General features: G+C 41.3%; 17 protein-coding genes. 5 read left to right on the plus strand and 12 right to left on the minus strand.

Annotated elements, in window-relative coordinates:
• The 6 genes from WFH04_RS10370 to WFH04_RS10395 all read right to left on the minus strand — a co-directional run.
• The coding region (locus WFH04_RS10370) for a hypothetical protein (RefSeq protein WP_336823974.1) at positions 1–349 on the minus strand (349 nt) is incomplete at its 3' end.
• Between the two features lie 361 nt (positions 350–710).
• Entirely contained in the window at positions 711–1,061 is a 351-nt protein-coding gene (locus WFH04_RS10375; protein WP_336823975.1) for a VOC family protein, read from the minus strand.
• A complete protein-coding gene (locus WFH04_RS10380; RefSeq protein WP_336823976.1) occupies positions 1,058–1,444 on the minus strand; it encodes a VOC family protein in 387 nt (128 codons plus the stop codon). Before WFH04_RS10380 ends, WFH04_RS10375 begins: the two co-directional genes overlap by 4 nt.
• 454 nt (positions 1,445–1,898) lie before the next feature.
• Positions 1,899–2,624: an amino acid ABC transporter ATP-binding protein gene (locus WFH04_RS10385; protein ID WP_336823977.1), complete on the minus strand. Its 726-nt coding sequence runs from the start codon at positions 2,622–2,624 to the stop codon at positions 1,899–1,901.
• A 10-nt stretch (positions 2,625–2,634) separates the two neighbouring features.
• Positions 2,635–3,267, minus strand: a complete 633-nt coding sequence (locus WFH04_RS10390; protein ID WP_381481232.1) for an amino acid ABC transporter permease — start codon at positions 3,265–3,267, stop codon at positions 2,635–2,637.
• A gap of 69 nt (positions 3,268–3,336) precedes the next feature.
• Positions 3,337–4,158 (minus strand): transporter substrate-binding domain-containing protein, encoded by an 822-nt coding sequence (locus tag WFH04_RS10395; protein ID WP_336823979.1) that lies wholly within the window; start codon positions 4,156–4,158, stop codon positions 3,337–3,339.
• Positions 4,159–4,341: 183 nt separating this feature from the next.
• Between WFH04_RS10395 and mgtE the strand changes: the two genes are divergently transcribed.
• The gene (mgtE, locus tag WFH04_RS10400) at positions 4,342–5,700 is read left to right on the plus strand and encodes a magnesium transporter (protein WP_336823980.1); all 1,359 of its coding nucleotides are present in this window, start codon (positions 4,342–4,344) and stop codon (positions 5,698–5,700) included.
• A gap of 378 nt (positions 5,701–6,078) precedes the next feature.
• On the opposite strand, the gene scpC is transcribed toward mgtE, so the two are convergent.
• Together scpC and WFH04_RS10410 are read right to left on the minus strand one after the other, a co-directional pair.
• Entirely contained in the window at positions 6,079–7,593 is a 1,515-nt protein-coding gene (scpC, locus tag WFH04_RS10405) for a succinyl-CoA:acetate CoA-transferase ScpC (RefSeq protein ID WP_336823981.1), read from the minus strand.
• A 148-nt stretch (positions 7,594–7,741) separates the two neighbouring features.
• Entirely contained in the window at positions 7,742–8,386 is a 645-nt protein-coding gene (locus WFH04_RS10410) for a LytTR family DNA-binding domain-containing protein (protein ID WP_336823982.1), read from the minus strand.
• Between the two features lie 123 nt (positions 8,387–8,509).
• On the opposite strand from WFH04_RS10410, the gene WFH04_RS10415 reads away from it, so the two are divergent.
• Complete coding sequence (locus WFH04_RS10415; RefSeq protein WP_336823983.1) at positions 8,510–9,139, plus strand: CBS domain-containing protein; 630 nt, start codon at positions 8,510–8,512, stop codon at positions 9,137–9,139.
• Positions 9,140–9,188: 49 nt separating this feature from the next.
• On the opposite strand, the gene WFH04_RS10420 is transcribed toward WFH04_RS10415, so the two are convergent.
• A complete protein-coding gene (locus tag WFH04_RS10420; protein ID WP_336823984.1) occupies positions 9,189–10,451 on the minus strand; it encodes an MFS transporter in 1,263 nt (420 codons plus the stop codon).
• A 149-nt stretch (positions 10,452–10,600) separates the two neighbouring features.
• Here WFH04_RS10420 and WFH04_RS10425 point away from each other — a divergent pair, with 149 nt between their 5' ends.
• Both WFH04_RS10425 and WFH04_RS10430 read left to right on the plus strand, forming a co-directional pair.
• Positions 10,601–11,911, plus strand: coding sequence for a uracil/xanthine transporter (locus WFH04_RS10425; protein ID WP_336823985.1), 1,311 nt, complete (start codon positions 10,601–10,603; stop codon positions 11,909–11,911).
• Positions 11,912–11,937: 26 nt separating this feature from the next.
• Complete coding sequence (locus tag WFH04_RS10430) at positions 11,938–13,878, plus strand: GTP-binding protein (RefSeq protein ID WP_336823986.1); 1,941 nt, start codon at positions 11,938–11,940, stop codon at positions 13,876–13,878.
• A 345-nt stretch (positions 13,879–14,223) separates the two neighbouring features.
• On the opposite strand, the gene WFH04_RS10435 is transcribed toward WFH04_RS10430, so the two are convergent.
• Both WFH04_RS10435 and WFH04_RS10440 read right to left on the minus strand, forming a co-directional pair.
• Complete coding sequence (locus tag WFH04_RS10435; protein ID WP_336823987.1) at positions 14,224–14,835, minus strand: class I SAM-dependent methyltransferase; 612 nt, start codon at positions 14,833–14,835, stop codon at positions 14,224–14,226.
• A gap of 83 nt (positions 14,836–14,918) precedes the next feature.
• Entirely contained in the window at positions 14,919–17,975 is a 3,057-nt protein-coding gene (locus WFH04_RS10440) for an efflux RND transporter permease subunit (protein ID WP_336823988.1), read from the minus strand.
• A gap of 180 nt (positions 17,976–18,155) precedes the next feature.
• On the opposite strand from WFH04_RS10440, the gene WFH04_RS10445 reads away from it, so the two are divergent.
• Positions 18,156–18,521: a VOC family protein gene (locus WFH04_RS10445; RefSeq protein WP_336824030.1), complete on the plus strand. Its 366-nt coding sequence runs from the start codon at positions 18,156–18,158 to the stop codon at positions 18,519–18,521.
• A gap of 50 nt (positions 18,522–18,571) precedes the next feature.
• Here the strand turns inward: WFH04_RS10445 and WFH04_RS10450 are convergent, their stop codons facing one another.
• Positions 18,572–19,762 carry an MFS transporter gene (locus WFH04_RS10450; protein WP_336823989.1) on the minus strand — a complete coding sequence of 397 codons (1,191 nt, stop codon included), beginning with the start codon at positions 19,760–19,762 and terminating at the stop codon, positions 18,572–18,574.
• Between the last annotated feature and the right edge of the window lie 4 nt (positions 19,763–19,766).

The raw sequence follows: 19,766 nt of genomic DNA on the forward strand, positions 1-19,766 counted from the left end.
AAGCTGGCGTCCTGGCTCGGAAGTCATGCCCGTAGAGGCTCGCTGTCAAGTCGCAACTGCAAACGCAGGCAGACCTTAAAACTTTTGTGCAGTTTAGTGTTGACAATCCAACCTGACCTGTTGTCTTGAAATGTTCCAAGCCGCTTTCCGTTAAATAGGTTCCATATGTTTCTTTTAAGAACGATTCATATTCCTCACTTGGCGTCCCATCATCATTTTTCTCCAACCATTTCCAAAGCTCATCGTTCGCTTGTATCGCCTCTTCATTCGGTGCAATCAAGTCATACTCTAAAAACGATTCGATCAGCTCGATGTTTTGATCTTTCTGTTCCTCTTGAGAACACCCCACTATTAACATACTTAAAACAATTAATGATAGAGCAATACTTTTCTTTCCATAAAAAACTTTTTTGATAAAAATTGCTATCCCCCATTGATAATCATTTTCTTTTTACCAATAGCCTCCCTTTCTTCTCCTTCTTATCTTATAGAGGGAAGACAAATATTGAGTTTCAATATTCAAACAGCCTAAATACCCCTTCAATCCTTCATTCACTTTTTATAAAGCTTTGAAAATATGCATCTTGATAGGAGTTATTGTAAATAAGGGGGACCATCTCCCATGAGATTGCAACATTGTTTTTCATCCATATTCAGCGTTTCATTATTGGATTCGGACCACGATTCACAAAGGATCATTTTGTCCCTTTCTAACATTGACACACCATAATTTCATTGCCATCTGGGTCTTTGAAATTAAACCAATGGCCGTGTTGGATAGTTGTCGTTACTTCTACATTGCTCTCTCTCAATTCATTGTATGCTTTTTCAATGTCTACAGCATTCAAATGAAACATGGGCGCTTGCAACGGTCCGGTTTTTTGAAATATTTTTTGGTCTAAGACGAGATTAACTCCTTCCAACTCAATAACATACAAATGCCCAAATTGAATATCACCTTTTCGTTGAATCCCCAAAAGACGACAATACCAGTCTCTTGACTCTTCAATATTGCTTACCGGCAAAAAGACAGTGCCAATTTTATTTTCAATAGTGCTCATATTTCATCTCCTATAGAATCGCATAGTGCGGTTAAACGATTTCCATCCGGATCATAAAAATGCAAAAAACGATATCCTTCTGGATCGATTACCAATGGTTCTACTGTTGCACCGCTTTTTTTTAGAGTATTGTACAGCTCATTTATATCTTTCGTTTGAAAACCGATGACACTATGCTCCTCTCCGTTTTTACTAAAATTTGCGTTAGTGTTATCTGACGTTTCCGATAGAAACAGCATTTGTCCAGAAGGTAGGTTTAATTGCGCAAGCTTTTCTTCCATGCTGTGCCAAACTTTTTGGAACTGTAATACTTCGGAATACCAATTCAAAGAAAACGGGATATTTTTCACTGGAATTTCAACATAAAGTATTCGGTCAATCACCCTCATCCCCTCCTGCTTATAGTATGAAAATCAAATTTTTAAGTCTTAACTGAATGGCTATAATGCTTCAAATAACTCTCCACAAATAGGCATTTAAATGTCGTAAAGACCTCCTCTCTTATATCTATACAAAATATAAAAGCCGATGACCTAATAATTAGTCTATAGTTTCGAATCTATGGTGATTGCTCGTGTAAATACTGAGGGATATTGCGATGTTGTTGGTAACGTTAGTAGGTTGTATGAAGATTACCTCTCACGACAGCTATTTGGACAATACTTTTTTCATTATACCTTCACTAATAATTATGGCACAATACTGACTATTTCACAATTTGATTTTATACTCATGAAACTTCGTTAGAAAAACCACAAAAAATGCAAAATGCAATTTACAGTCATATTTTGCAAATCGAAAAGCAGCTTCCCTATACAAAAGAGAGCTGCTTTTCATTCACACATTTACCATTTCCAAAAACTGTTGTGTCCTTTCGTTTGTGGAATGGTTAAAAAAAGTTTCGGGGTCGGCATCTTCAATTATGCGCCCTTCGTCTAACATAATGATACGGCTGGCGACCTCTTTGGCGAATTTCATTTCGTGGGTGACGACAATCATTGTCATCCCGTCGTCGGCAAGGTCTTGCATAACTTGCAGCACTTCTCCTACAAGTTCAGGGTCCAATGCGGATGTCGGTTCGTCAAACAAAAGCACTTTGGGTTCCATAGCTAACGCCCGTGCGATGGCAACCCGCTGCTTTTGCCCACCTGACAGTTTGTTTGGATACACTTCCGCTTTGTCGGACAAACCGACTTTCTCTAATAGAGTGAGAGCGTTCTTTTTTGCTTCCGTTTTATCGATCTTTTTAACAATGACAGGCGCTTCAATAATATTTTCGAGCACTGTCTTATGCGGAAATAGATTAAAATGCTGGAATACCATTCCGACTTCTGCGCGTACTTTCGACAAATCGTCTTTCTTCCGGTCGATTTTGCGCCCATCAACAAGAATATCTCCTTCCTGTGCCACTTCAAGGAAATTCAAGCAGCGCAGAAAAGTACTTTTTCCCGAACCACTGACACCAACTAAGACTACGACTTCACCAGGTTTAACTTGGACATCAATCCCTTTTAGTACTTCAAGGTCTCCAAATGATTTGTGTAAGTTTTTTGTAGTAATCATACGTTCCCTCCTATGAACCATCCACATTTAGTCTGTTTTCATACCATTTCAGCAAAGCCGTGAAAATGAGGACGAGGACGAGATAGTAAAGCCCAACAACTAAGAATGTTTCAAACGGCTGGAAGGAAGATGCCGCTTCACGGTTCGCAAGACCAAACAGTTCTGTCACCCCAATGACGTAAACTAAGGACGAATCTTTTAATGTAATAATGAATTGGTTACCTAAAGGAGGAATGGCGCGTCGCAAAGCTTGCGGGAATATAATACGCCTCATCGTTTCGGTACGATTCATGCCCAACGCTAAGCTTGCTTCCCGTTGTCCTTTGTCCACCCCTTGTATCGCTCCTCTAAAAATTTCCGCAATATAGGCACCATTATGAACACCTAACGCAATCGCACCAGCCCAAAAGTTGGACAGCACGATGATCGATGTAATTCCATAGTACAAAAACATAATTTGTACGATGAGCGGTGTCCCGCGAATAAGTGTTATATAAAGATTTGCGATCGTTTGTAAAATTTTTGATCTTGATATTTTCATTAACGCGAAGATGATGCCAAAAACTGTCCCTAATACTATAGCAATTGCCGTTATCTTTAATGTGACAAGCGCCGCTTTCAGGAATCCTTCATACGTTCGCATGAAAACATCGGATAATGTAATCAATATTTCCGGCACGAGTCACACCCTCTTTTCGTCTTAAAATGTAGGTTACTCAAGAAGTTCCGCATCCTCTAAATCCATTTCCAATAAATTACGGCCGAACCATTTTTGTGAGATTTCGTCGTATGTTCCCTCGTCAATTAACTCCTGCAATGCTTCGTCAATAGCGTCGCGAAGCGCTTCGTTATCTTTCCGCACGGCAATAGAAGGCTGTTCAACCCAAAGCGGGCTGCCAACTTCCTTTATATCAAAACCGTTGTCAACTGCTTCAAAGCCGACGATGTCGGACGTTACAACTGCATCCAATCTGCCTTCTACCGTTAAGTCCTTCAGCGCCACTACATCACTACTGTAATATTGCAAGTCATCAGAAAGGGTTTTGGCAGGCTCTTCATACGTCGATTGAGCGACAACACCAATTTTCTTTCCTTTCAGATCGTCAGGAGATGTAATGTCGTTATTGTCTTTCGCGATCCAAATCATCCCACCGGAGTAATAGTAGGGCTGTGTAAAAGCCGCTTGCTCGGCTCGTTTTTTTGTATAAGCCATTGAGCCAATGATCGCATCGTATTTATTGGCCACCAAACCTTGAAGAATCGTCTCAAAAGGATTCGTAACCGGATTCGGCTCCAACCCCATCTTTTCTGCAATCGCTGCACCAATTTCAAAATCAAAACCCGTCAACTCACCGTTTTCCTCAAAATTGAAAGGTTTGTATAAGCCACTCGCCGCATACGTCAATTTCCCTTTATTGACAAGTTCATATCTGTCTTCGCCTTTTGCATTCGAATCGCTTTTTGCATTTCCGCAAGCTGCCAATATAACCATTGCAGCTACTGCTAAAAATAAAAGCGTCTTCATTTTTCCCATAAAATAAAACTCCCTTTTTTTACGAACCAGCAATTTGATTCTTAATTTCCGCTTACTAACTCCGTTCCCTACCCTATGAAGCTATAAACATCGTTTCTTGGAAATAAGAGTGCGGTTTGCATACTTGATTCGAGGGAATAAGGAAAAAGCAAAACAATAATTACAGAAGTGAGGTGGATTCATATGGCGTTAAATGGCGATCGGGAAAATATATCAAGGGCGATGGTCCATGTCATGAAGGAAGGACAGAAAGATACTTTTGAAAAAATCATTGCAGAACTAACTCCTTATGAGGTTTCTGTCCAATACAGGGGTTTGCCTAAAAAAAGAAGAATCTTATTTTTAGAATGGCTTTCCATAGATCAATTGGTGTCCCTTCTTAGATACGTCACGCGGGAGGAACAGGTCCGTATTCTTAAAAAGATTGGGCCTGTCCGATCAATTGAATTATTGGAAGCTTTGAAGAGTGATGAATTAGCGTATTTATTAACAGATCTGCCTGACAAAGAGGTTGAAAAACTCATCGGTGAAATGCGGGAGGAAGAAAAGAAAGCAATTCGCAAGAAAATGAAGTATCCGAAAAAAACAGCAGGTCGATTAATGATTAGCCAATACGTATGGGTTCACAAATCGTATACAGTGAAAAAGTCCGTTGAAAAGCTGAAGCATTTCATTGATTTCGCTGATTACTTGAACTATGTATACGTTATTGATGATGAAAAAGAGTTGATTGGCGTCGCTTCATATCGTGACTTGCTTTTATCGGACCCGGACGACAGGATCACAGATGTGATGACGAGTGATATTGTAAAGGTGCATGAACTGACAAAACAGAACGAGGTTGCGAAAATGATCGGACGCCATGACTTCTTTTCCATGCCTGTCGTCAATGATGATAATGTGTTAGTCGGCATTATTACGGCAGATGATATGTTAGACATCGTCGTGCAAGAAGCAAACGAAGATATTGAAATGCTGTTTGCTTCAGGAAAGTCGATTGATTTCCACACAAAACCGCTCGTCGCTGCTTATAGGAGACTGCCGTGGCTTATTATACTGCTGTTCATCGGACTCGTTTCAGGCAGCATTATTTCTCGCTTCGAGGCAACACTTGAAGCAGTCGTTGCATTGGCATTTTTCATGCCGCTAATCGCCGGCATGACCGGAAACACAGGCACACAATCATTGGCGGTTGTCGTCAGAGGACTTGTAACGGAGGAAATAAATTTTAAGAGTGCACTAAAATTGATTTTCCGCGAACTTTTAGTAGGAATTACATTAGGTATCATTTGCGGACTTATCATCTCGATTATTGCGTATGTCTGGCAAGGCAACTTTATTTTAGGTCTTGTCGTAGGCTCCTCTTTAGTGGCAACACTCATTATTGGGACATTGGCGGGGACAATCATTCCACTGATTTTGAATAAATTCAAAGTCGATCCTGCTGTTGCATCTGGTCCGCTCATTACGACGGTCAACGACATCTTATCGTTGCTCATCTACTTTGGGATTGCGACAGCGTTCATTGATAAATTGATGTAGCCCAAGCTGGGGTATTGAGGTCCTTGCATTAAATTTTTAAAGAGGACACAGTGTTGATAGACGTGAAACTCGATCGTTTAAGAGCACTCCATCGGTTTTTGACGTTGGAACACCGGCAAATGCGTACGGCTTCGAATTTTAGACAGAGGTATGCCAGTTATAGGCGCGCTGCATTGAATTTTAGGCGCTGGAACCACTGCTATAGGCCGCACAGCATCAATTTTTAATCGCTGAGACTTCATTTTTAGGAGTACTCCATCGATTATTAAGCGCCAATTAATCGAAAGGGGCTTCCGGCGATTGCTGGAGGCCCTTTCTTTGGCAGTTTGATTGGATGAGCTATCTATGTCAACAAGGGGTTCCTTGCTACATATATAGTTATGCTTTTACTAGTCGCTCTTTATGCATCGTTCCATGCTGCATTAAGTTAAGATGCCAAGAGAATGCCTTTTCTAATACATGCGGTGTTTGTCCGCCGCGCTGTACTGCTTCATGATAATATTCCCATAGTTGCTCACGGTACATCGGATGCGCACAGTTTCCAATAATGAGTCCGACACGCTCTCTTGGCGCCAAGCCGCGCAAGTCCGCATAGCCGTGCTCAGTCACGATAACGTCTACGTCATGCTCGGTATGATCAACGTGGGAGACGAACGGAACAATGCTGGAAATATCGCCATCTTTAGCGATCGATTTGGTCACAAATATAGCAAGTCGTGCATTTCTCGCAAAGTCTCCTGAGCCGCCAATGCCATTCATCATTTTCGTCCCCGTCACATGAGTAGAATTAACATTTCCATAAATATCAAGCTCCAATGCTGTATTAATGGAGATCAAGCCTAATCGGCGAATCATTTCCGGATGGTTGGATATCTCCTGAGGACGCATAACCAACTTATCCCGATACTTATCTAAATTATTAAATACTTGATCCATTTTTTCTTGTGACAAAGTAATCGATGCACACGAAGCGAAACGGACTTTGCCCGCGTCAATCAAATCAAAAACAGCATCTTGCAGCACTTCTGAGTACACTTCAAGATCTTCAAATTCCGAATTCAGCATGCCATGCAATACCGCATTCGCCTGAGAACCAATGCCCGATTGAAGAGGCGCAAGTTTATTCGTCAATCTACCTGCTTTCACTTCAGAACGTAAAAATGTCAATAAATGCTCCGCCATCACTTCCGTATCACTGTCAGGCTTCGTAATCGTCGATGCTGAATCTTGCTGATTTGTGAAAACAATCCCTCTTATTTTATTCACATCCACCTCGATACCTATCTTGCCAATCCGATCATCTGCTTTCGTTAGGTGAATCGGACTGCGTTCGCCCTGTTTCTCAGGCTCGTATAAATCATGAATGCCCTCCCAGTTAGTAGAATGCGCTATGTTGATCTCGACAATGATTGATTTGGCATGCTTCGCAAATGTCAATGAATTTCCGACAGAAGTGGATGGAATTATCATGCCATCCTCCGTAATTGTAACCGCTTCCAAAATTGCAAAATCAATAGGCTCTATGACACCAGCGCGAATCCACTCCGCCGTGTGAGATAAATGATGGTCAACGAACAATAGCTCACCGTTATTAATGCCATTGCGCATCGTGCGTTCAGCTTGAAATGGCAAACGCTTATGAATAATGCCCGCTTCTGTAAATAATTTATCAATATCAGAACCTAAGGAGGCTCCTGTAAATACGTTCACTTTGAATTTTTCAGTTTCTGCACGCTTTACTAAAGCCATTGGAACCGCTTTCGCGTCACCCGCACGTGTGAAACCGCTTAACCCCAATGTCATGCCGTCTTGAATATAGGACGCTGCCTCTTCAGGTGAAATGACCACGTCTTTTAATTTTTCCATTCTGATGCGATCCATATGGTGTACCATTCAACACCCGCCCCTTTTCTTAACTTTTAGATAATCGTAAACGATTCGTAACAAATTAAGGGGAATACGGGTTAAAATACGAAAATTCAAGACGAAGACGATATAGAGACGTCCATTCCAGCAAATTTCTGCATGAATTTACACTCAGTTAAAATCCTAATAATTTCCTAAAATAGCTCGAATACGATTGACTGACTGGAATGTTAGCTCCATTATCCATCGATAGTAAAAACGTCGAATGCGTATCAGGATAAATTGCTGTGATATGATTAACATTGACGATGAACGATCTATGACAACGGACAAATAAATCATGCGGCAACACATACTCCAAATGCTGTAATGAGTTTCTATGCGTTCCGCTTACACGATCTGCCACGACGATTGTTTTGCGATCCTTTACTTCAATATATTTTACTTCTGAAAACGGGACAGGCACCCAACCATCCTGCGTTTTCAACGTTACGACGGATTTTCCTTCCGTATAGGCAGGATAAATCGCCATGACGCAGCCTTGCAGTACACCGTCTTGATGGAAGGGCACTGCCATTCCATGATAAGGCACGCCAAAAACATCTCGATTTATAAATTCCGAGACTTTCTGCTCTTCTTTCAATGCTTTATAAGCAATCGTTCCTTCACGGACAGAATCGCCTTTCCTTATTTTCAAATCGATCCGTTTGCTTGGGCGATAATAAATATATTCCTTTGTATTAGTCACGGCTATGGATATTTCATCCGCAAACAATTCTCCTACAACGTCCAATAAAGAATGTAAATTTAAAGCTTCCATAACAGACTCCTTTGTCTCATATGAATTTTATTGTACATTACCTATTTTTCTATTATAATAGACTGATAAGTAAACGAAAAATTATGTAAAAATAAAAAACTCTTAATAACAGGGGGCCATTATATGCATATTAGAGACTTGACGATAGAACGCTTGGCAGTTGCTACTGTCAATGCAAACCAAACTGTAGCTGAAACATTATCGAAAATTAATGAAACTGGCTACCGCTGCATTCCGGTTGTGGATGAAGAAGACAATTATGTCGGGATGATTTATAAAGTCGATCTACTATCTTATTTGTACGAAGAAAAGGGCGATCCGAATAACTCAATTGATCCATTGATCGAACATAGTGATGTCTATATCGGAGAAGATGAGTCCTTTTTAAAAGCACTCCTGCATATTAAAGCATTGCCATTCATTAGTGTTGTTAAAAACGGCAAACTGCTTGGCATTTTGACCCATAACCAGGTCGAAAGTGTATTGGAAGATGCATTCGGACTGAAAACAGGCGGCATTAACATTACCTTAGCTTCAACGGAGGCAAGAGGGATGATCCGGAAGTTAACTACAACTTTAAAAGATGAAAATATCGAAGGCATGCTGACATTGGACAATGGATCCGCTCTTGCACGCAGAGTTGTCCTTACTCTTGAAAAAGATAGAAGTGACGAGGATATGGTTAAATTACGTGAGAAATTAGAGAAAAACGGTTTCCGTATTTTACAAATGAAACGCATCGAACCAAAATAACATGCTAAAAGACTACCGGAAAGGCTTTTCCGATAGTCTTTTTCATTCGTCAAACTACATTTTCGCTCACAGGCTTTGGCACCATCTTCAGTAAAATACCGCCTATTATAAACAGAATGACTAAGCTGAACACCCCATATGCGGAATTTCCTGTAAGCTGTGTAGTCAATGCTAATAGTAATGGCCCCATGACAGCTGCAAACTTACCAAAAATATTATAGAAACCGAAAAACTCATTCGATTTCTCCTTCGGCACTAACTGCGCAAAGTAAGAACGGCTCAGCGCCTGAATACCTCCTTGCGAAGTAGCAACAAGCATTGCTAAGATCCAAAAATCAAGCGTAGTAGATAAAAAGAATGCATAAATACAAACGATGATATAAACGAAAATACCAGCATACAACATGATCTTAATCGAAAACTTTTGTGCCAATTTACCATAAAGTATAGCAAATGGCGCCGCAACTACTTGTGTGACGAACAAAACGATGAGAAGACTTACATCATTAATACCTAAATCTTTTCCATAAGAGGTTGACATTGAGATAATCGTGCCAACGCCATCGATATAAAAGAAATACGCCAAAAGAAAAATGAAAACATGCCGATACTTACGAATTTCTTTAAAAGTGCCGCCTAGACGCCTAAAACTTCCTGCTATTAAATTAGGTTCTCTTTCAATCGAGTGAATTTGAACAACATTTTTCAGCATCGGAATGGTGAACGTAAACCACCAAATCCCCGTGATGATGAAAGCCATCTTGCTTGCCATCGATGCACCGATCGGAATGAGTTCCTTTTGTGCCAACAAAATAATGGCAATACTTAAAATAAAAGGAATCGTGCTGCCGATATACCCTAAGCCAAAACCTCTGGCAGATACCTCATCCATCCGTTCCTCTTTCGCAACATCAACAAGAAAAGCGTCGTAAAAAATATTTGCCCCATGAAAACCCACAGCAGTAATTGTATAGATGATTAATAGCGGCAACCATGTATCACCCGGAACAAATGCCAAAGAAATCGTAGCCAAAGAACCCATTAAGAAAAACGCTATAAAAAATTTCTTTTTTAGTCCTTTATAATCCGCAATCGTCCCTAAAATTGGGCCGATCATCGCCAATATAAATGTTGCAATTGCAACCGTGTATCCTAAATAAGCAGTCGAATTTGTTGCACTAACACCTGCTTCTGAAGCTACAGATTTGTAGTAAAGCGGAAATACGGCCGTCGTAATAATAATCGAGTACGCCGAATTTGCCCAATCATAAAACATCCAGCTATTTTCAGCTTTGCTATACTTCCTTCCCATCCGTTCTCCCCCCTTTTCATTAATTGTACAGTCTAAACTCTTCGAACAGTAGTAAAATATGAAAAATAGATAGAAGTATCTTTCATCCGCATCATAGTTATGGTATAGTTGTCCGCAAATTACATTTTTTCAGACGGGAGGGAAAGCAATTGGAAACAAATCAATTACGCCTTTCGGTGACATTACTGGCGGGCTTCCAATGGCTGTTCTTCATGTTTGCCAATACAGTCGTTATCCCGATTTCTGTCGGAGGTGCACTGAATTTAGAGCAAGTGGAAATCGTCTCCGCCATACAGCGTTCGTTCATATTGACTGGGATCGCTTGTATTCTACAAGGTTTTATCGGACACCGCCTAGCGTTGATGGAAGGCCAATCTGGATTATGGTGGGGAGTCATTTTAAGCTTGGCTGGTACAGCAAGCGCAATGAACCTCAATTTTGCAACTGTCGGTGGGAGCATCGCTGTCGGTGCGATGATCGCAGGCGCACTCGTCGCCCTGTTCGGCATTATGGGCATCGGGGAAATTTTGAAGCGCTGGTTTACTCCTGCCGTCATGTTCGTCTTTTTATTGCTTCTTGCCAATCAATTAATCTCTATTTTTCTAAAAGGGATGATCGGATTAAACACAGGAGAGACTATTGATGTGCACATGGCTATCTTCTCCTTTTGCCTTGCTGCATTTACCATATTGGTTCACGTGAAAGGGAAAGGGATTTTAAGCAGCTTGAATTTATTAGTTGGCATGGTCGTTGGCTGGATTGTCGCTGTTCTCATCTTCCCTAACGAGGCACAGGAAACGATACATACAACACCGTTTTTGAAGTGGTTTCCGTGGGGAGAACCTGCGCTTGAATGGGGAATCGTACTGACAGTCGTCGTCACTGGACTATTGAATACAACGAACACTGTCGCTACGTTGAAAGGCGCTGAAGATATTTATGAAAAGGAAACGACCCGTTTCCAATATCGTTCGTCTTTTTTTCTGACAGGCATACTGACGACGATATCCGGTATGTTGGGGTTAGTGCCGTATGCTCCCTATGCTTCCTCTTTAGGCTTTTTGCAATCAACCGGCATTAAAGAACGTGCACCTTTCTTTTTAGGAGCAGCACTGTTCATTTTTCTTGGTATGATCCCGCCATTGACCGCCTTTTTCTCAACAATTCCGCAAAGCGTTGGCAACACCGTTCTTTTTGTCGCCTATTTACAATTGTTTCGATCCTCATTGCGTTCAGTGGAAGGTCTTTCATTTGAGCCGAAAACGATTTACCGCGTTGCATTGCCTGCATTGTTGGGACTAAGCATTATGACACTTCCATCATCAGTTTTTTCAACATTGCCGGAACTCGTCCAGCCGCTTCTATCTAATGGATTGCTCATGGGCATCATTGCAGCGCTCGTCATGGAACTATTGTATTGGTTCGGACCAAGGATCCGTAGACTGCCATTGCGAAAATAAGATACAATTATTCCGGGGTGATTTACGTGCAAAAAACAATCGGGATATTGGCACATGTCGATGCGGGCAAGACGACATTGTCTGAACAATTATTGTTTCATATGAAAAGCATTCGTCAAAGAGGCCGCGTCGACCATCAAGACACTTTCCTCGACCATCATACAATCGAGCGCAACCGGGGCATTACCGTTTTTGCTGAACAAGGGATGTTTACTTATGGCGATGCTTCCTATACACTCATCGACACACCCGGGCATATCGATTTCTCGCCTGAAATGGAAAGATCGATTCAAGTGTTGGATTATGCGATCATCCTCATTAGTGCAGCGGACGGCATCGAGGGCCATACAGAAACGGTTTGGCAACTTTTGCGAAAACATCAAGTGCCGACCTTTTTCTTTATAAATAAAACCGACAGGGATGGCATCGATTTAGATGCCGTCATTGAAAATATTAAAATCGATTTAACGGCAAATGTATGCAGCTTAGCGGATTTCCATGAAGGAATTATGGACAATCCACTTGTGGAAGACATAGCCGAGCTGGATGAAACCCTTTTCGAACATTATATGGAAAGCGGCTATGACAAAGAGCTATGGCTGGACAGCATGAAACGGCTTATCCAAGACAGTGAGCTTTTTCCGATTGCTCACGGATCAGCGTTAAAAGATATTGGCGTACTTGAATTTTTTGAGAAATTCCATATGCTGACCGAAACGATGTATGATGAAACCGGGAAATTCGGGGGCCGCATTTATAAAATCCGACACGACGAGAATGGAAACCGAATTACATTCATGAAAATACTGCAAGGTACTCTGCACGTCAGGGATGAAGTTTCCTACGGAGAACGAACAGAGAAAATTACGCAAATACGTATGTATAACGGCAATAAGTTCACGACAGCAGAGAAGGCAGTAGCCGGAGAAATCGTTGCTGTCACAGGCTTATCAGAGGCGGCAGCCGGAGATGGATTAGGAACATGCGAAGACAAGGCGGTTTTTGGTTTGATTCCGACATTAACGTCAACCGTCATTTTCGATCCTTCCATCCACGTAAAAGAAATGCTGACATGCTTCAAGTTATTGGATGCCGAGGATCCTTCATTGCATGTGACATGGGAAAAACAAACAGAAGAAATTCAAGTACACGTCATGGGATTGATGCAGCTTGAGGTATTGCAGCAAATTGTTCTCGATCGATTCGGCTATCATATTACTTTTGGCGATCCTAAAATTATTTATAAAGAGACTATCCGATCTTCCGTCAATGGATACGGCCATTTCGAACCGCTTCGGCATTATGCGGAAGTCCATTTGAAATTGGAGCCTGCCGACAGGGGCAGCGGCATTTCATTTACAACGATTTGCCATCCAAACGACCTATCGATTGGACATCAAAACCTTATACGCCATCACCTGTTTGAGCGCGATCATCATGGTTTATTAACCGGCTCTGCCCTTACTGATGTGAAAGTGACATTGTTGAACGGCAGAGGGCATAATGAGCATACAGCTGGAGGAGACTTCCGTGAAGCGACATATCGTGCGTTGCGGCAAGGGTTAGAACAAGCCGACAATGTTCTGTTAGAACCTTATTACGATTTTACAATTAAAGTCAGCATAGACCATATCGGAAGAGTGCTTTCCGACATTCAGCAAGCATCTGGCAGCTTTGATGCACCAGTTACAGTCGGTGAAAAAATGATTGTCAAAGGGCGAGTGCCCGTAGCAACTTTTATGCACTATAGCACTGCATTCACTTCCTATACAAATGGAAGAGGTGCACTCTCCTTGCAATTCGGCGGCTATGACGAATGCCACAACACCTATGAGATCATCGAGCAAATTGGCTATAACAAAGATGCTGATCCCGAATATACATCCGCCTCCATCTTTTGCGCCAAAGGCAAAGGCTACACAGTCCCTTGGCAAGAAGCGGAAGCAGCGATGCATTTATTGAAATAAAACAAATGAGCTTCCACTCCAAATCTATGTATGAAAATTTACTTTCAACACGCATAAAATCAAAGAATAACGCATAAACCTATTAATACTGTGCAAAACGACCCTCAACGACGCATAATCACATTCAAAAAATGCATAACTTGCCCACAAAACGCATAATCACTTTAGAATGGCGCATATACAATCCTTATTTTCACGGAAAATAAAAACTCCGCAGATTTGCGGAGTTCCAGACTGTAGACAAAGTATCTTTTTATTTTGTCTACAGTCATTTGAAGGTTTGCATGGGATAAAATTTTACCTTTCTTGGCTTGAAAACGCTTGCCACGTGGAAGGCAGTCTAAGTCACTTGCCTATCAACCGGTAGATTAAAAACCGCTCATTGTCATTTTTTTCATACAAGCGATCCACTTTAATTTCTTTATAGAGCGTAAACACCGTCTGCCGTTCCAAATACTCTACATAATCGATCGTAGGAAAGTAGAGAATAAGATCGGCATCACGCGGATGTTGTTCCACCGAGCTTACAATCTTACGAACGACATTCATAAAAATTTCAACTGAAAACGGGTTGAAGAAATAAAATAGATTGTCTTCGGAAGAAATTTCGTAATTTTCAGCAAAACAATGCTCAAACGCAATGAAACCGCCTTTCTCCCGCTTCTTTTTTCGGTAGTGAAGATAGTTATCGATTGCACTGCGATAAAGTTGCCTGTTCATCTCAATGCCTGTCACCGAGCAATGGAAACGGTTATGCAAATAGAAGGAGACCCTACCCTTCCCACAGCCGTAGTCGACTACACTGTCAATCTGCTTCAATGCATATTTATCGCCTAACATGGTTAATGCTTCATACGGTGTCGCTTCATAGCGGTTGTAGTGCACAGATTGGCCTGAAATCTCCAACATTCCTGCAGTCTTAATGCCGAGCTGTTTGTCATATTGTTGTTCATTCATGTACATCTCTCGTTTCAGCAATTGATTTACAAAAAGTGTAGAACAGCGCTTACACGAATGCAATTGCGAAGCAACGATTTGCTTTACTGATCTGAACGTGAATATCGACTAGCTACGGGCTGTCTTTTCACTCCTATTGCAAAGCTTTCCTTCTGTTTCACCTTCTCTTTAAATGTAAATACTCGATAGATAGAAGGAATTAGCAATAACGTAATGAAAGTCGCAAATAATAAACCGGAAATTAACACAACAGCTAACGGTCCTTGGTAGTTGCCTGATATGCCGGTTGATAAAGCAAGCGGTAGCATCCCGCCTACCGTTGTCAATGTTGTCATGAAAATTGGCCTAATCCGGTTTTTTCCTGCTTCTATTAGGGCTTCTTCTACGGATAACCCCTCGTCACGCAATTGCTTTGTTCGATCGATGAGTAAAATGGCATTGTTCAAGACGATGCCGATCAGCATAACTATCCCCATCGCAGACAATAGATTTAGTTCCATTTGTGTAATGAACAAGCCGACAATAACTCCTATTATTGCCATCGGAATGATGGACATGACAATAATCGGATGTCCTAAATGATTGAATTGGACTGCCATTACTAGGTAAACAAGGAAAAGTGCAACACCTATCACCATCAACATTTCGATCACTAATTGCTGTTGCTGCTCAAGGTCCCCCCCAGTCATTAACGTATAGCCAGCAGGAATCTCGAACTCATTAATCACTTTTTGAACATCTCGGTTAATTGCTCCTAAGTCTCTTCCTTCAATCTCTCCGGAAATGGCTATGAAGCGCTCCCCATCCAAGTGGGCGATTTCATTTGGCGTTTGTACGGTCTTCAACTCAATAAGCGAAGAAAGCTTTTGACTACCACTTTCTGTTGGAATTTCCAAGTTGAGCAACTCCTGCGCCGTCGCTGTTTGGTTTGCCCAACCGATGATGATCGGCACGGACTCTTTGTCGATTCGGACTTCACCGATAGGCATACGTATGAACGCTTGCTCAATAAATTGTCTAACTTCATCGCTCATAAGCCCCGCTTCTCGTATCGCTTTGTTTTTTAGAACGATCCTCTCTTCTGCCGAAGTATAATCTGCTGTACTGCGAATGCCGACAATGCCTTCAATCTCTTTGATTTTTTCCATAAACGCACCGGCTGATTGCTGTAATTGTTCGAAGTCATCCCCTTTTACAAGCACTTGGACAGGAGCTTCCGAAAATCCTTCCAACGAACTCTGCACACTTTTAATTGGTGTAGAATCAACTAACAAACGTAAAGATGAAGTAATTTCTTCATTCACTTCTTTTTGCCCTTTTTGAATCTCCTCTCCTTTCGTCATATTGATAATGGCAGCGATCATATCCCCATTATCAAGCAAGTACACGGTCTCCACATCGTCAATCTTCTCTAATTCTGCATTCACTTTACGGATAGCCTGCTGCTTTTCATCCAAAGTAACACCTTCCTCTAATTCAATAAGCAACTCCGTATACCTATTGAAAATATCGGGCATTACCGTCATCGGAACGCGGTTCACTAACAGGAGCGAACCAACGAACAATGCAAAGAAAGACACGATGATGAAAACGCTCCTTCTTTTCTTCCTTACAATCCATGAAATAACTTTTTCATAATTTTTTAAGAAACGGTTCTCACGATAGTTGCGCTTTTTAAATCGAAGGAACTGATCGGACAATATCGGAATAAGCGTAAATGCCACAACGACAGAACTAATGAGGGTAACCGCGACTACGATTGACAATATAACCATAAACAAACCCATCTCTCCGCCAATAAAACCGATTGGCAAAAATACGACGATTGTTGTCAACATCGAGGATAGAACAGCCCCAGCAACTTCCTTCGTACCTACAAGAACAGACTCCCGATTGCTGAGGCCCAACTCTCGCTGACGATATATTGATTCTAATATGACAATTGAAGAGTCTACCATCATACCTACTCCGAGGCCGAGACCGATTAACGTCAGCATATTTAGGCTATAACCTAAAACGAACATCGCCAAAAATGTCAGTAGCACGGAAGTTGGTATCGAAATGCCGATAATAATCGTCGCCCGGATGTTCCGTAAAAATAATAGGAGAATGCAAATTGCGACGATGCTACCGATAAGGATATTGCCTGTAACATCATCGATCGAGTCTTGCACAAAATCAGATTGGGCAAGCATTTCATTCAACGTAAATCCTTCTACAAGACCCTCTTCCCGAATTTTTTCTACTTCTGCACGAACTGCTTTCGCCAAGTCGATTTGATTCGTATTTGACGTGCTTCCTACTTGCACGAATAAAAGATTGTTAGAGCCGTTTTTCCATACAAAGGAAGATGTCTCAACCGGATCAAACGAAATTTCGGACAGCTCTTTCAAAAGAACGGATCCATCGGCGTTTGGTATTTCGATTTGCTCGATATCCTCTTTGCTTTTAAATTTTGTATCCCATATAAGCCATGATGTCTCTTGCCCATCTTGTAACTCGCCAAGTGTCGCCTCTCTGTCAGACTGTGCAATGATCGGAATGATTTGTTGAAGCGACAAGCCATACTTCGTCAGTTTATCTTGATCGAAACGTATGGATATTTCATGTTCCAATAGCCCCGTTAGATGGACATCCTTCACTTCTTGCAAGCTCTCAAGTCTCGGTTTCAGAATATCAGTCGCAAAAGCTGTCATTGCTTTCCGATCAGATCCTGTAATATCCATGAAATAACCATAATCTTGATTTGTACTGAACAACCCGACCGCCATTTCCCTAATTTCCGGCTGTTCAGCCTTTATGCTATTGGCTGCCAGTTCCACATCTTTGACAAGTTCATCGCCACGGCCCCGCTCCAATGTTATTTGTAATTCACTTCTGCCTAAACTGACACGAGATACAATTTCTTCCACACCTTCAATTGCATTGAGCCGTTGCTCTAACGGGTTAATAATTTTCTGCTCAACATCGATAGCTGCAGTATCCCCTGTATCCATCTGAACGTAAGCTACATCTACGGCGACATAAGGCAAAATTTCCTTATCTAACTTTACAATTGCGTAACACCCCAACGTTACGACTAAAAAGGCCAATAATCCGACCAATACCTTCTTCCGCAAAATAGTTTTCAAGATATACACTTGAAGCCCCTTCCTTCCCTTTTCATTGATTGCTATCGTATCAATCATTCGAAATTTTCATAACAATCTTCAGTCGGAATTTCATTAAGTCTTCCGATGTAGAAAGGCGTTATGCTATACTTTGATTATTCTAATTATTTTTATTCGAATAAAATGAATGGGGGAAAAATTTTGGGGAAAATGAATCGAATCGGACAAATTGCAGTTCCGGCAAAGGACATTGAACGGGCAACTGAATTTTATAAGGACAAGCTGCAGCTTCCTTTGTACTTCAATACAGAAACAATGGCTTTCTTTGAATGTGATGGCGTCCGACTTTTAGTAAGCTTACCGGAAAAAGAAGAATTTGCACATCACAGCTCTGTCATTTATTTTCATGTAGAACACATTCAGCAGTCTTACGATGAATTAACGAGTAAAGGCGTTTCATTTATCGATAAGCCACATATCGTAGCTAAAATGGGAGATACGGAAACATGGATGGCATTCTTCAAAGATAGCGAGGACAATACACATGCTTTAATGAGTGAAGTTAAAGTGGGGTAAATTGTAAGTATGTAAAAAGAGCGAAGGAAACCTATCTTCCTTCGCTTTTTTTATATTGCTTTTTCTACTGACTTGTCCTTGCGCCGTGACATGAAAATGAAGCTGACTAGCGAAAGCAAGATGACAATCGCCAATAGTTCATACATTCCGTGATAGCCGATACTCGGTATTAAAAAACCTAAAAAATATGGTCCGAATCCTAAGCCAAAGTCTAAAAAGATATAAAAAGTGGATGTGGCTATGCCAATCCGCTCGACTTCTATCCCTTTCAGCGCAACCGCTTGGGCGATCGATTGGAAGTTGCCATAACCGAGCCCAATCACTGCTCCCGATAGCAGCAACATCAATCCGCCATGGACTTGGCTTAATAGAACCATGCCGATCGTAAAAAATGCGAGCGATGGAATGACAACGAATCTTGCCCCTTTCTCATCCAATAAACGACCGGAAAACGGTCTGGATAACAGGACGACAATTGCATAGACAAGAAAGAAGAAACTTGCGGCTTGAACAACGCCTAACTCATTTGCATAAAAGGACATGAACGATAAGACCCCAGAATAGGATAGGGCAACAAATAACGTAATGATTGAAATTGGAATTGCTCTTTTTTCAAAGAAATCCGATAGGCCCATCCGTTTTTTTGCAACTTCAGCTTTCTGTTCTACTGTTTTGCGCTCTATTTCTTTTACAAAGAAAAACATTGCGATCGTTGCTATGCTCAAAACAAGACAAAGAATGAATAATCTATTGAACGGGTAATGCTGACTTATGAAAATGCCTAAAAAAGGTCCAATTGCAGTCGCCAACACTGTACTCATACTAAAATACCCGATTCCCTCACCTCTTCTTGATGGCGGAATAATCTGAGCGATCATCGTTCCCGTCGCCGTTGAAGCAATCCCTAAACCAATACCATGGATGAGACGGTTTGCAAGCAGCAACGGCATGTTCACTGCACCAAAATATAATGCTGTCGAAAGCGTAGAAACAATTAGTCCAATAAACAATATTTTTTTGCTGCCAATTTTGTTGATTAACCCGCCAGTAACAATCCGTGCAATTAATGTTCCGATGATGAATATGCCGGAAACAAGTCCAGCCATACTCGTTGATGCTCCGAATTCGTCAACAGCAAAAGGCGCCATTGTCACTAATAGTAAATACATTGCCAACATCAGTATAAAATTGATAATTGATATATTAATAAAATCCTTCGTCCATAATTTCGTTCTTTCCATACTT

The organism is Sporosarcina sp. USHLN248 (genome assembly GCF_037144575.1).
In the GTDB taxonomy this organism is placed as follows: domain Bacteria; phylum Bacillota; class Bacilli; order Bacillales_A; family Planococcaceae; genus Sporosarcina; species Sporosarcina contaminans.